Source organism: Synechococcus sp. R6-10 (genome assembly GCF_047461815.1).
Classification (GTDB): Bacteria; Cyanobacteriota; Cyanobacteriia; order Thermostichales; family Thermostichaceae; genus Thermostichus.
The window spans coordinates 1-11,917 of record NZ_JANSHW010000208.1 but is presented as its reverse complement, the minus strand read 5'-3'; the positions used below and the strand labels follow the sequence as shown (position 1 = coordinate 11,917).

Below are 11,917 nucleotides of genomic sequence, written 5' to 3'. Positions count from 1 at the left end.
TCTAATCTGACCATCTTCTTTCCTCTCACTTAAGGGATCCCAATGGCCGGCGTGAGGTTTGGCATTGTTGTTTTTCCGGGTTCCAACTGCGACCGAGATGTAGCCTGGGTAACCCGCGGCCTCTTGGGCTGCCCAACGCGGCTGATCTGGCACCGGGAGACGGATTTGTCGGGGCTGGATGTGGTGGTGCTGCCGGGGGGCTTCAGCTATGGGGATTATTTGCGGTGCGGGGCCATCGCTCGTTTTGCCCCGGTGATGGGATCCCTGAAGGAGCACGTAGCGCGAGGGGGCTATGTGCTGGGCATTTGCAATGGCTTTCAGATCTTGACAGAGGCAGGACTGCTGCGGGGGGCACTGGTGCGCAATGCCAACCTGCACTTTATCTGCGACCGAGTGGGGATCCGTGTAGAACGGCAGGATCTCCCCTGGACAAGCGCGTATCCCCAGGGATCCACCTTAACCCTGCCCATCGCCCATGGGGAAGGCCGCTACACCTGTGATCCGGATACCCTCAAGCAGTTGCAGGATCAAGGGCAGATCGTCTTTCGCTATGCTCCGGTTGCGCCCAACGGCTCTGTGGACAACATCGCCGGCATTTGCGATCCCAGCGGTCGGATTCTGGGTTTAATGCCCCACCCTGAGCGGGCAGCAGATCCTGATTTGCCAGGGCAGGATGGGATCCCCTTCTGGCAGTCGATTTTGCACAGCTTCGCCGCCTAATTCTTCTTCTCCATTCTTCTCCGGGACAGCTCACTCCTGCCTCGGCCCTTGAGACAACACCTGGCGAACTTGATTCACCATCTCCTCGTGATCCACCACTGGCTTGGCGATATAACCATCCGCCCCGCTCTGGGCCAAAAATGCCTCGCGGTCGCCGCGCATCGCATGGGCCGTCACCAAAATGATGGGGATGGAGCTGCTTTTCGGATCCGCCTTCAACAGTTGGGCAATGCGGATCCCGTCCACCGCCTCGCCGCGAAAGGTGCTCTGGGACAGGGAAACATCCAACAAAATGACATCCACCTCGTGCCCCTGGGCCAGCTTCAAAATCTGCTCCACATCCTGGCTGTGAAAGACCTCAAAACCTCCCCGCCGTCGCAACACCTTCTCAAAAACACGGGCGTTGATCGGATCATCTTCCACCAGCAGCACTGTTGCCATCGTTAACCCAATCTTGAATCTGAACCCAAGCTAAGCTGTCTCTGGGATCCCAAAAGCCATCCTAAGGCATCCTTAGCGAGTTCAATTTGAGCAGTAGGACAAGCGTTCTCCTACAGAGTACTGAAGAGTACCGAAAAGGGTCTCAGTAGCTCTGAGAACTCCCCCCTCCTCTCCCAAAAGGAAGGATCCTCAGGTTGCCGCTACTTGACTATTTATTTTGGAATCTTATTTTGGAATCACTCCATTCCGAGTTGCCGCTACCCAACCGCAAATAGGAAAGCCGGAGAGAGCTCCGGCCCCATCCAGAACTAAGCCTAAACCACAAATCTCAAAAGAGACTGACCTTCCCTCTGCCTTGCTTGAGCCCGGCACAGCAGGAACGGCAGCCACTACCCTGGGTTACTTCTTGGTAATTCTCGGAGTTTCCCGAAAGGCGACCGCGAAAAACAGAAGGCCCAACGTCAAAAACAGGATAAAGGTGTAGGTGATGGCTTCCATACGAAACCTCCAAGTCAGAATTGCTAAGGGGGGCTTGATTCCAGATTAACTCAGAGCCGCCAGCACCCCATCTCCAAAGTGAAGCAGAGTGCCGACGGCATCGCCGAAAAGGGCTCTAGGCTTCCTGCACCTTGCGAGTGGTGGGATCCCCTACTTTCTGGAAGACGCCGAACTCCACCATTTCCTCGCTCATATTGGGGTCAATACCGGCGAACACATCGCGGAAGAGAGTGCGAGCGCCGTGCCAGATGTGGCCAAAGAAGAACAGCAGGGCAAAGACCGCGTGAGCAAAGGTAAACCAACCGCGGGGGCTGGTGTGGAAGGTGCCGTCCGCCTTGGGGGTTTCTCGGTCGAACTCAAACAACTGACCCAACTGGGCCTGGCGGGCATATTTCTTGACGGTTGCCGGGTCGGTAAACACCTGACCGTCCAGCTTGCCGCCGTAAAACTCCACCGTCACGCCCACCTGCTCAAAGCTATAGCGAGACTCTGCCCGACGGAAGGGAATGTCTGCCCGCACCACGCCATCGGCATCCCGCAGGATAACCGGGAAGGTCTCGAAGAAGTTGGGCATCCGCTGCACCGTCAGCTCCCGCCCTTCGCGGTCACGGAAAACCGGGTAGCCCAGCCACTCGATGGCAATGCCATCCCCTTTGTTCATGGGGCCAGCTCGGAACAGACCCCCCTTGGCCGGGCTGTTGCCCACGTAGTCGTAGAAGAGCAAAGATTTGGGCAGGGAGTTGTAGGCCTCGCTGCGGGTCATCCCGGCTTCCATAGCCGCATTTACCCGGCGGTTAATCTCCTGGTTGAAATAGCCAGAATCCCATTGGTAGCGGGTGGGACCAAACAGCTCCACAGGGGTAGTGGCGCTGCCGTACCACATGGTTCCGGCCACCACAAAACCGGCAAAAAACACCGCCGCAATCGAGCTGGAAAGCACCGTCTCGATGTTCCCCATTCGCAGAGCGCGATAGAGGCGCTGGGGTGGGCGTACCGTGATGTGAAATAGACCTGCAATGATGCCCACAATGCCGGCAGCAATGTGGTGGGCCACCACCCCTCCGGCGTTGTAGGGGTTAAAACCGGCTGGCCCCCATTCCGGTGCTACCGGCTGGACGTGTCCCGTCGTCGCATAGGGATCGCTCACCCACATCCCCGGGCCAAACACCCCCGTCAGGTGAAAAGCTCCAAAGCCAAAGCAGAGGATCCCGGCCAACAGCAGGTGGATCCCAAATATTTTCGGCAGATCCAAAGCCGGCTCGCCGGTGCGGGGATCCCGGAACAGCTCCAGATCCCAGTACACCCAGTGCCAGCAGGCAGCCAAGAAGAGCAAGCCGGACAAAACGATATGAGCAGTAGCTACCCCTTCAAACGTCCAGAAGCCCGCATTGGCAACGCTCTCGCCGTAGATATTCCAACCGCCCCAGGAGTTGACCACCCCCAGGCGAACCATAAATGGCATGACAAACATGCCCTGACGCCACATCGGATTCAGGACAGGATCCGACGGATCGAAAATGGCCGTTTCATAGAGCGCCATCGACCCGGCCCAACCTGCTACCAGAGCGGTATGCATCAGGTGAACCGCGATCAGGCGACCTGGGTCATTCAGTACAACCGTATGGACCCGATACCACGGTAGTCCCATAAAGCTCGGTCCTCCACGTTCTCCAACACTTGCGCGATATCCAGTCAAAATTAAGCCGACATCTTACCTGGGATCCTGACCCGAGCAGTCTCTTCAGAGTCGGGGGGTACCGCACCCGCTTGAACCCCTGAGCGCACCCAACTAGGATATCGCTCTCAGAATTTCCATCACGGGCATCAAACAGTATAACGAAACGCTACCGACCTGAGTGGCTTCAGGCAGGATGCCGTCTCACTTTAGGCATCATCTTCCCAGATCTCTCGCCGGAGATTAAAAATATGACTTAAAATGTTACAATACTTAGCAACTGTGAGCGCTCTCCTGGCTCAGGCTGAAAGGTGTCGTGGTTTCTGGCAGGGGTATGGCAACGATTCGCTTCGTCAACGAGAACCGAGAGATCTTCGTCGCTGAAGGCGCTAACTTGCGCTTGAAGGCTCTGGAAAACCAGATCGATCTCTACAAAATGATGGCCAAGCTGCTCAACTGCGGCGGCAACGGCCAGTGTGGCACCTGTGTGGTGGAGATTGTTGAGGGATCCGAGAACCTCTCCCCTCGCACCGAGGCGGAAAACCGCAAGCTCAAGCGCAAGCCCGACAGCTACCGCCTTGCCTGCCAGACCAAGGTGTTGGGGGATGTTTCCGTCAAAACCAAGCCCTAGCCTTGGCCCGCCCGTTTTCCCTTTGGGCAAGTCGTACTCAAGAGTGGTATGCTGACTGCCAGTTGGGCTTGTGGCATTTGTGAGTTATGGAGACGAACTACCTGGGCATCTTGGCCACTCTCTTAGTCGTTCTGGTGCCCGCCATCTTCCTGGTGATTTTGTACGTGCAAACCTCCAGCAGATCTGGCGACTGACCGGGCAACTCCCACTGGCTCAAGTCGGGTAAATGCTGGTCAAAAGGGGGGATCCCCTGTGTACAAGAGGATCCCTTTGCGTTGGACAAACTGAGAGTACTTGGGGGAGCGCCCTCAAGGTGCTAAGTCAAGCTGTGGCTTGGGCTGCCTTGGCTTGGTCGAAGGTTCCCGCAGGTTCATACAAAAACTCAAACAGGTTGCCGTCGGGATCCTTGCCATAGAAAGAGGCCGTGCCATCCCGGTGGCTGTGGATTTCCCCCACCAGGATCCCTTGGGATTTCAGGCGCTGGTGCTCTTGCCGAAGCTCCTCCAGGTTGTCGAAGACAAAGCCAAAGTGAGGCCCTGCCGCGCGGTAGCCCGGCCCCAATAGCGCCAGCCCATCCTCTCCTGCCTTCATGTAGGCCCAGTCGGGATCCTGCCAGACGTTAACCATGCCCAGCTTTTGGTAGAACTCCACCGCCTTGGGGATGTCTTCTACCCGGATGGCGACATGCCCGAGTTGTCTAAGTGCCATGTCATCCTCTGTGCTCAAGTGAGCCAACTGCAATGGTTCTTCTACAGATCAGCTTGACACACTCCCCGCCGCAAAGGGCAGGGATCCCTGCAGCAAGACAGGGCTCTAGACCTGACTTCTTGAGAACTTGAGACAGGGATCCCAATCCAGTCCATAGGCAGGACAGAAGATGGTTTCAACCCATTGGATTGGGGATGAACCAAGGCTTACCCTGTTGGCTGCGCGGCCAAGAACTGCTCCAGCTCACTCAAAGCCTCTGCATCCATTTTGGTTTGCATGGGGCAAAACTTTGGCCCACACATGGAGCAGAACTCTGCCGTTTTGTAGATATCTGCCGGCAAGGTTTCGTCGTGATATTCTCTGGCGCGTTCTGGATCCAAAGACAATTCAAACTGCCGGTTCCAGTCGAAGTTATAGCGAGCTCTGGACATCTCATCATCGCGATCCCTGGCCCCAGGCCGGTGACGGGCAATGTCGGCAGCATGGGCGGCAATTTTGTAGGCAATGAGGCCGTTGCGCACGTCCTCAGCATTGGGCAAACCCAAGTGTTCCTTGGGGGTGACGTAGCAGAGCATTGCCGCACCATACCAGCCAGCCAAGGCCGCCCCAATGGCGGAGCTGATGTGGTCATAGCCTGCCGCAATATCGGTTACCAAAGGCCCCAAAACGTAGAAGGGAGCTTCGTCGCACTCCTCCATTTGCTTGCGCACGTTAAATTCAATTTGATCCATCGGCACGTGCCCCGGCCCTTCTACCATCACCTGCACATCGTGCTCCCAGGCCATGCGGGTCAGCTGGCCCAGGGTTTTCAACTCCGCCAGTTGCGCCTCATCAGAGGCATCGTGCAAACATCCCGGTCGCAAAGAATCTCCCAGACTAAAAGAAACATCGTATTTCTTGAAAATCTCGATAATGTCGCGGAAGTGGGTATAAAGCGGGTTTTGTTTGTGGTGGGCCAACATCCAACGGGCCAGGATCCCACCCCCACGAGAAACAATTCCCGTCAGGCGGTGGCGTACCAACGGAAGATATTCGATCAGGATCCCGGCATGGATGGTCATGTAGTCCACCCCTTGCTGGGCCTGCTTTTCGATAATATGCAAGATATCTTCTGCCGAGAGTTTTTCGACATTGCCATGCACGCTTTCTAGGGCTTGGTAGATGGGCACCGTGCCAATGGGCACTGGAGAAGCTTGGATAATGGCTGTGCGAATTTCATCCAAATCGCCGCCTCCGGTGGACAGATCCATAACGGTATCGGCGCCGTATTTGATGGCCAATTTCAGCTTTTCCAGCTCTTCGGCCAAGCCGGAAGAAGTAGGGGAAGCGCCAATGTTGGCATTGACTTTGCACCGGGAAGCGATCCCAATGCACATCGGCTCCAGGTTGGTGTGATTGATGTTGGCAGGGATGATCATGCGACCCCGGGCCACTTCCGAGCGGATCAGTTCCGGCGGCAGGTTTTCCCGCTGGGCCACATACTCCATCTCTTCGGTAATCACGCCCTGACGGGCAAAGTGCATCTGCGTTACATTTGCTTGCCCACGGCGACGGGCAACCCATTCGCTGCGCATGTTGTCAACTCCAGTGCTCGCTTTCCTACGCTGGTATGAACCAGATCAGGTTCTGAGGATGTAATCTCAGCCTGGGGGGGATCCCCAGACACTCCTAGCGTGGTGTGATCATATCACCGAAATAGAGATGAGGCGGGGAGCTTTATAGTCTTTATTAAAAGAGTTTGAGATAGTACTAACCCTCACCCCTGGCCTCTCTCCCCATGAGATCCTGACCCTCACAGGGATCCCAGCCAGCGCCGCCAGCTCCACCAGGGATCCTTTCCCTTGCTGGCCCTGAACAGTTCGGCCACTTCCTCGCCGGTGGGCTGGGCAATAAAAGTCTTCAAGACGCTGTAGAGGCCGGGCTCTTCCTGCTGCCACACGCTCCAGGGATCCGGATAGGCCCGAAACAGGGCCCCCTCCACCAGGGAGCGCAGGTAGTAGCTGGTCTCAAAGGTGCTCAGGAACCGCTGCCGCAGTCGGCGACCGGCCAGACCCACCCCCACGGTGGCGGCATCCTGCAATTGGGGGTTGAGGAGAACGACGGGTTTGGGATCCCGTCCTTTGGAAGCCAGCCCAGAGGGATCCCCACCGCTGACCGCTTGGCAAACCCGCTCCACCTGATCCAAGCTGTAAACCGCTGGCATCACCAGCAGGAGGCTCTGTTCTGGGGTAGGTTGAGTCCGGGAAGTCAAGCTCTGTAATTCAATCCCTTCTGGCAGGGATCCCCATTCCCGCTGGGCCAGGGCTGCTCCGCCGGCATCGCTGAATAGCACCAAAGCAGGCGGTTGCAGCAGCTCCAAAAACGGACGGGCCAAGACTTCCGGTTTAATCTCAGGAGCCAGGATCTCAATGAGCAGGCGGCGATATCCTGCTTGCATAGCCAGCCTTGTGGCCTGGATGGCCTGCTCACAGGCCTGGGCCAGGTCGATGGGCAAGTTGGGAAATTGGGTTAGTTGCAGTTGCTCGGCCACAGTCCAGTCCAATTATGATTCAGCCAGTAACCAGGGATGCTCAGCCAGACACTTCTTCCCAAGCCTTGTGGGTGAGCAACTCCTCCAGAACCCGCACCCCCCGCAGTTGGTTGGAAAGGGGCAGGTGGCCCTTGGGGGCGGAGAGATCCCAGATGAACTCGTCAGGGTAGCGAGTCCAGTGGTAGCCCTGCTTCCAGCCAATGAGCGGCCAGAGGCGCTCCCAGTTGCGGTTCACCCCCAGCCACAGTTGCCGCTGCACCGAGTAGCCAAAGCGATCCCCGGAGGCCGCCCGCCACAGGCGATCGATCGTGCGCAGATCCTCGACCGGGATCCGGCTCACCTCGGAAAAATACAGCCAGCCCCGCCGCGCCGCCCCCTCTCCTGCCGCCCGACATAGCAGTTGTAGGCTCAGCCGATCCGCCTCCAGCCAGGCTCCCGCCGATAACAGCTCCTGTAGAGGACGATAGTCGATATTCAGGGCTGAAGTCAGAGGGACGGTCACCATTGCCAAGTTGCAAAAGGTCTCCCTTGATTTTAGTCCCTGCTGTCCGTCCCCTCAGGTTTCAGGCGGGTACTTGGGCGGATCCCCGAAGATGATGCGATAGCCGATGTACGCCACCCCCAACAGCCCTGCCAGGATCCACAAGAAAGCCGAAAAGGGCATGTAGGAAAAAAAGACAAGATAAACCCGGCGACTGAGCCAAGAAAAAATAAGATAGACTGCCGCCAAAATGCCGATCCCTTGCAAGGTGCGAAAAGCCGGCACCCGCGAGAGAGGCATGCGCTGCCGCGCCACCCAGATGGAGCTAAGAAAAGTCCAGGGAGGCACCAGCAGCAAGAACATATCCGCCTGCTTCACCACCGCCTGCCAGCCGGCGGTGTTGGTGGCATAGGCCAAGTAGCCCGCCCAGAGGACAAGAGTTACCGCTCCCAAGCCGATACTTAAGCTGAGCAAAAAAGGCTCCTCCCATTGGCCTGGGATCCAGTCGCAGAGAACCCAAACCACCCAAGGGGTGGCAAAGAGCAAAAGCGCAATGGCTAAGCCATTGGCGTTGAGCTGGGTAAAAAACGTCTCCAGAGTCATGAACAGCAAAAGGAGCGAACGTCACCCTTGATGGTAATGATTCCTCCTTCAATCTGCAATTCGATTCGTATACAGAATCCATGAATTTGTTGGGAGCAATGCCCAAAAGGTTCACAGCCCGTCCGGGCATTCGTGTAAGCCTTGCCAAGCAACAACAGCGGGGATGGAAGTGGGAAAAAGAAAAGGGATCCTTGACGCTGGCCAGGGATCCCTTCCTGTAGTCTTTCCTAAAAAGCTCAAGACATTTTCTATGGCGTTGCTGAGGGAATTAACCCAAGCCACTCTCCCCTTTTGCAAGAAGTGAGTCTGGCATCGGAATCCCTACTCCTCCGGATCCATCCGCCTCAGTCCATTAACCCAATCTACAGCCCTTGCAGCACCGTATCTGGGCGGGCCGACAGATTCTGGATGCGGGTATCCTGGGCAGGCGGGGTGTCTGCTTGGGTGAACACGCCGATCTGCCGCAAATACCGAGCCAAGGCATCTTGCTCGCTGCCGGGGGTATCGAAGGTAATGCCAGAGCTGGGGGCCAAGTTGACCCGGTTGGGGTTAGACAGGCGAGGGAAGGGATAGTCATCCCCACCATTAGCCAAGAAGTCCAGGGTCACCAGGCGGAAGGTGCGTCTGGGATCCCCTTGCACTTGGCCGTTGCGCACCACCACATCCCGACCCGTGGGCGTATCCACCCGCAAGGAGAGGACGCGGGATCCCGGTGGCCGCGAGGGATCAAAGCTAAAGGCAAAGCCGCCAATTTGCGGGAAACGGCCTGGCGTGGCTCCTGGCTGGGTTTGCGCCACCCCGTGTTCCACTATCTGCTTCAGTTCCTCAGCGGTGACGGTCAACAGAGAGAGGCCGTTGTTAAAAGCAAGGGCGGTTTCGATGTCCAGCTGAGAGATTTGACCGGACTGCTTGCCGGCTTCAGGGTTAGCCACCGGTGGGATGCGCCGCACCGGCTCACCGCCGCCGCCGCCGGTGGTAGCCCCAATGGGAGCGCGAATGCCGCCACCATTTTTCAGGGAGATGACCGTAGAAGGATCGACCGTTCTGGCGTAGGCCAGGTTGGCATCGGCAGTGAGGTTGCCCAGGTTGGTTTCCTCAGTGCGCACCTCTGCCCGCAGGCCGTTGAGAAATTGTGTGGTGGAGCCGAAGGTGCGGCCATCTTTGGTGCGGATGATGTTGCCAATTTCGTTGGCTATCCGCACTACGTCGGGATTGGGGGTGCCCCTGACAGCTGCTACCCCTTGGTCGTCGGTGGCATAGGCACCGCTCACCGGGTCAATGCGGGCAATAACCCCGTTGGCGTCAAAGCTGACCACCAGGCGGCCCACGTAACGGTAGTTGGCGCCGGTGTTCACCACTGCCACCGGTTGACCGCTAGCCGAGGTGCGCAGAATGGGGTAGTCGCCCGTGCGCACATCCTCAGGGCGCAGGCGGTCAGTGGGCTTGGCAAGGACGCGGTGGGAGCCACCCGCAATGATGACATCGACATCCCGCAGCTGGGTGGCCAGGGTCACCTCATTCTGGAGTTGCTGCAGGTGGGCTAGGAGAATGATCTTATTGATGCCCTGCGCAGTGAGTTGGTTAACGAAGTTTTGGATGAGGGCAGCATTGACCTGGTCGGTGTCGTCCACCCTGCCTTCTACCCTCACCTCGGGGCCGGGGCTAGAGATGGCCGCCAAACGGGTGGTGGTGGCTCCCACCAGACCGATCCGCTGCCCTCCTACCGTGATTACCGCCGTCTTGGCGATCTTGCCGCGGATAGAGCTGGCCTCTTGACCATCAGCAGCAAAGTCAGAGCTAGCCAATTCGCCGGTACCGCTGAAGCTGAGGTTGGCGCTCAAGTAGGGAAAACGAGCCCCAGCGTAGCCGCGGCCAGTGTCGGGCCGGATGAGGTCGCGAATTTGGCGCGTGCCTTGGTCGAACTCGTGGTTGCCGAAGGCAGCCGCCTCAAAGCCAATGGCGTTGATGATCTCGATATCGGCTTTGCCAGGGGTGAGGTTGTAACGGCCTTGCAGAGACCGATCCGTGCTGGCGTTGTAGAAGGGGCTGGGGATATAGTTGTCCCCACTGGAGAGCACCACCGTGTTGGGAAATTGGGGGCGCAGAGCATTCACCACCGCCGAGAAGCGCGGCGCATCTTGTACGGCAGCGATCGAGGCTTCCAAGTCGCTGGCATGTAGGATTTGCAGGGTAAAAGCGGGCGGCTGAGTCGAGAGAGCCACATTGGGATCCGAGGCGATAAACCCAGCCCCTCCGCCGGTTGGGGGAACCGAGCTGCTGCTACCGCAGGCGCTGGCCAGGCTCAGCACCAAACACCACAACCCGACCCACAGGGACCTGGCCAGAGGGTTCAGCCAATCCGGGAGCCATCTCTTGGCAGGGGCAGACCCTCGAGCACGGCAAGCTGGTTTCATGACAATTCCTTCACTCCATCCACAAGAGAGGACGCATCCGCGTTCACGTTACCAAGGCTGGGATTGGGGTTTCGCTATGACCTGTTTAAGGTTAGGTCAAGCCTAGGTTAAACTTCCCCTGGATCCCAGCCAAATTGTTGCAAGTCCACCTGGCCCTCGGCGTCGAAGTGGATCCCTTCGGCTTGCAGCAGCGCTTTCTGCAGGTCGTCGTAGCCCAGGCGAAAAGGGGAGTAGGAAATGCAGCCCTGGGCGTTGATCACCCGGTGCCAAGGGATGTCGGTGTTTTGGCCTTGCAGGCGAAACAAAGCATAGCCCACCTGGCGAGCATAGCCGGGGTAACCGGCAACCCGCGCCACCTGCCCATAGGTGGCCACTCGGCCCGGCGGGATCCGCCGCACCACTTCGTAAAAGCGCTGGTAGAGGCTAGTAGATGGAGCGCTAGTGGAGCCAGACTGGGTCACAGGGATCCTCGCTCAAACTTGGCAGACAATAAGATGTGGAACGGATTAGATCCCCGGGTCCATGAGCTATTTAATCGCGGTACTGCCGGATCGCATAGCCGCTGAGGCGGCCTACAGCGCCCTGGAACAAGCCGGCTTTTCCCTGGAGCGATTGCACCTACTGGGGCGGGGCTACAAAACCGCCGACGAGTTTGGGCTGATCGATCCGGCCCGAGCCGCCCGCCGTCAGATGCAGCGTTTGGCCATTTGGTTGGTGCCCTTTGGCTTTTTGGCCGGGGTGGGGTTCAGCGTTTTGAGTGGTTTGGATACCTTTGCCTGGGCGGGACCTATAGGCAACCACCTGATCGGCGGCCTATTGGGCGCGATGGGTGGGGCCATGGGCAGCTTTTTCGTCGGCGGCGGAGTGGGCTTGTCTGGTGGCTCCGGCGATGCTTTGGCTTACCGCAACCGCCTCGCTGCGGGCAAGTACGTGCTCATTGTGGAAGAAGAGAACGAAACCCGCCTCCGCGAAGCCACGCGGATTTTGCGCCAGTTTGAGCCGGAAAATCTGCAAGGGTACAGAGAGCGCCCCTAGACTGGGAGATCTGGGCAGCTATTGAGAGAACTCAGGGAGGTCCAAAAGCATGTCTTGGCTGTGGCAGCAAGTCCCATCGCCGCTTGGGCGGTGGCGGAAGGAAGGGATCCCCAGCTTTGCCGCTGCTGGGGGTGCACTGGCAGTTACGGGGTTTTTTTCGCCGGCTTTTGCCCACCACGCC

Annotated in this window: 15 protein-coding genes and 1 riboswitch; of the genes, 5 read left to right on the top strand and 10 right to left on the bottom strand. The window is 58.0% G+C overall.

What is annotated here, in order from left to right; all coding sequences use genetic code 11:
- Positions 1-42 precede the first annotated feature (42 nt).
- Positions 43-720, top strand: a complete 678-nt coding sequence (gene purQ, locus NW837_RS06605; RefSeq protein WP_414330019.1) for a phosphoribosylformylglycinamidine synthase subunit PurQ — start codon at positions 43-45, stop codon at positions 718-720.
- A 30-nt stretch (positions 721-750) separates the two neighbouring features.
- Here the strand turns inward: purQ and NW837_RS06600 are convergent, their stop codons facing one another.
- From NW837_RS06600 to psbB, 3 genes are all read right to left on the bottom strand, one after another.
- Entirely contained in the window at positions 751-1,161 is a 411-nt protein-coding gene (locus NW837_RS06600; RefSeq protein ID WP_414330017.1) for a response regulator, read from the bottom strand.
- Positions 1,162-1,560: 399 nt separating this feature from the next.
- A complete protein-coding gene (locus NW837_RS06595) occupies positions 1,561-1,659 on the bottom strand; it encodes a photosystem II reaction center protein T (RefSeq protein ID WP_011431949.1) in 99 nt (32 codons plus the stop codon).
- A gap of 115 nt (positions 1,660-1,774) precedes the next feature.
- The gene (gene psbB, locus NW837_RS06590) at positions 1,775-3,307 is read right to left on the bottom strand and encodes a photosystem II chlorophyll-binding protein CP47 (protein WP_011431948.1); all 1,533 of its coding nucleotides are present in this window, start codon (positions 3,305-3,307) and stop codon (positions 1,775-1,777) included.
- Positions 3,308-3,668: 361 nt separating this feature from the next.
- Here psbB and NW837_RS06585 point away from each other — a divergent pair, with 361 nt between their 5' ends.
- Both NW837_RS06585 and psbM read left to right on the top strand, forming a co-directional pair.
- Positions 3,669-3,965 carry a 2Fe-2S iron-sulfur cluster-binding protein gene (locus NW837_RS06585; protein WP_011431947.1) on the top strand — a complete coding sequence of 99 codons (297 nt, stop codon included), beginning with the start codon at positions 3,669-3,671 and terminating at the stop codon, positions 3,963-3,965.
- Positions 3,966-4,051: 86 nt separating this feature from the next.
- Complete coding sequence (psbM, locus tag NW837_RS06580) at positions 4,052-4,159, top strand: photosystem II reaction center protein PsbM (RefSeq protein ID WP_071818137.1); 108 nt, start codon at positions 4,052-4,054, stop codon at positions 4,157-4,159.
- A gap of 127 nt (positions 4,160-4,286) precedes the next feature.
- Here psbM and NW837_RS06575 read toward each other — a convergent pair whose 3' ends face one another.
- The 5 genes from NW837_RS06575 to NW837_RS06555 all read right to left on the bottom strand — a co-directional run bounded on the left by NW837_RS06575 (position 4,287) and on the right by NW837_RS06555 (position 8,287).
- Positions 4,287-4,673, bottom strand: coding sequence for a VOC family protein (locus tag NW837_RS06575; RefSeq protein WP_414330014.1), 387 nt, complete (start codon positions 4,671-4,673; stop codon positions 4,287-4,289).
- A gap of 206 nt (positions 4,674-4,879) precedes the next feature.
- Entirely contained in the window at positions 4,880-6,247 is a 1,368-nt protein-coding gene (thiC, locus tag NW837_RS06570) for a phosphomethylpyrimidine synthase ThiC (RefSeq protein ID WP_414330011.1), read from the bottom strand.
- A 5-nt stretch (positions 6,248-6,252) separates the two neighbouring features.
- A riboswitch (TPP riboswitch) is annotated at positions 6,253-6,353 on the bottom strand.
- Positions 6,354-6,465: 112 nt separating this feature from the next.
- Complete coding sequence (locus tag NW837_RS06565; protein ID WP_414330008.1) at positions 6,466-7,215, bottom strand: DUF1995 family protein; 750 nt, start codon at positions 7,213-7,215, stop codon at positions 6,466-6,468.
- 28 nt (positions 7,216-7,243) lie between these two features.
- On the bottom strand, positions 7,244-7,708 hold the full coding sequence (locus NW837_RS06560) for a GUN4 domain-containing protein (RefSeq protein ID WP_414330005.1): 465 nt from the start codon (positions 7,706-7,708) through the stop codon (positions 7,244-7,246).
- 51 nt (positions 7,709-7,759) lie between these two features.
- Positions 7,760-8,287: a hypothetical protein gene (locus NW837_RS06555; protein ID WP_011431942.1), complete on the bottom strand. Its 528-nt coding sequence runs from the start codon at positions 8,285-8,287 to the stop codon at positions 7,760-7,762.
- A gap of 98 nt (positions 8,288-8,385) precedes the next feature.
- On the opposite strand from NW837_RS06555, the gene NW837_RS06550 reads away from it, so the two are divergent.
- Positions 8,386-8,508 carry a hypothetical protein gene (locus NW837_RS06550; RefSeq protein ID WP_414330002.1) on the top strand — a complete coding sequence of 41 codons (123 nt, stop codon included), beginning with the start codon at positions 8,386-8,388 and terminating at the stop codon, positions 8,506-8,508.
- Between the two features lie 141 nt (positions 8,509-8,649).
- Here the strand turns inward: NW837_RS06550 and NW837_RS06545 are convergent, their stop codons facing one another.
- Complete coding sequence (locus NW837_RS06545) at positions 8,650-10,596, bottom strand: bifunctional metallophosphatase/5'-nucleotidase (protein WP_414330021.1); 1,947 nt, start codon at positions 10,594-10,596, stop codon at positions 8,650-8,652.
- A 212-nt stretch (positions 10,597-10,808) separates the two neighbouring features.
- Positions 10,809-11,162, bottom strand: a complete 354-nt coding sequence (locus NW837_RS06540) for an MGMT family protein (protein ID WP_414329999.1) — start codon at positions 11,160-11,162, stop codon at positions 10,809-10,811.
- Positions 11,163-11,223: 61 nt separating this feature from the next.
- Here NW837_RS06540 and NW837_RS06535 point away from each other — a divergent pair, with 61 nt between their 5' ends.
- A complete protein-coding gene (locus NW837_RS06535) occupies positions 11,224-11,736 on the top strand; it encodes a hypothetical protein (protein ID WP_414329998.1) in 513 nt (170 codons plus the stop codon).
- The last annotated feature ends 181 nt before the right edge of the window (positions 11,737-11,917 follow it).

Bases quoted from the DNA above. Each gene is read 5' to 3' on its own strand.
- psbM (WP_071818137.1), top strand. From the start codon at position 4,052: ATGGAGACGAACTACCTGGGCATCTTGGCCACTCTCTTAGTCGTTCTG.
- thiC (WP_414330011.1), bottom strand. From the start codon at position 6,247: ATGCGCAGCGAATGGGTTGCCCGTCGCCGTGGGCAAGCAAATGTAACG.
- NW837_RS06595 (WP_011431949.1), bottom strand. From the start codon at position 1,659: ATGGAAGCCATCACCTACACCTTTATCCTGTTTTTGACGTTGGGCCTT.
- NW837_RS06535 (WP_414329998.1), top strand. From the start codon at position 11,224: ATGAGCTATTTAATCGCGGTACTGCCGGATCGCATAGCCGCTGAGGCG.
- NW837_RS06600 (WP_414330017.1), bottom strand. From the start codon at position 1,161: ATGGCAACAGTGCTGCTGGTGGAAGATGATCCGATCAACGCCCGTGTT.
- NW837_RS06560 (WP_414330005.1), bottom strand. From the start codon at position 7,708: ATGGTGACCGTCCCTCTGACTTCAGCCCTGAATATCGACTATCGTCCT.
- NW837_RS06550 (WP_414330002.1), top strand. From the start codon at position 8,386: ATGCCCAAAAGGTTCACAGCCCGTCCGGGCATTCGTGTAAGCCTTGCC.
- psbB (WP_011431948.1), bottom strand. From the start codon at position 3,307: ATGGGACTACCGTGGTATCGGGTCCATACGGTTGTACTGAATGACCCA.
- NW837_RS06575 (WP_414330014.1), bottom strand. From the start codon at position 4,673: ATGGCACTTAGACAACTCGGGCATGTCGCCATCCGGGTAGAAGACATC.
- NW837_RS06555 (WP_011431942.1), bottom strand. From the start codon at position 8,287: ATGACTCTGGAGACGTTTTTTACCCAGCTCAACGCCAATGGCTTAGCC.
- NW837_RS06585 (WP_011431947.1), top strand. From the start codon at position 3,669: ATGGCAACGATTCGCTTCGTCAACGAGAACCGAGAGATCTTCGTCGCT.
- purQ (WP_414330019.1), top strand. From the start codon at position 43: ATGGCCGGCGTGAGGTTTGGCATTGTTGTTTTTCCGGGTTCCAACTGC.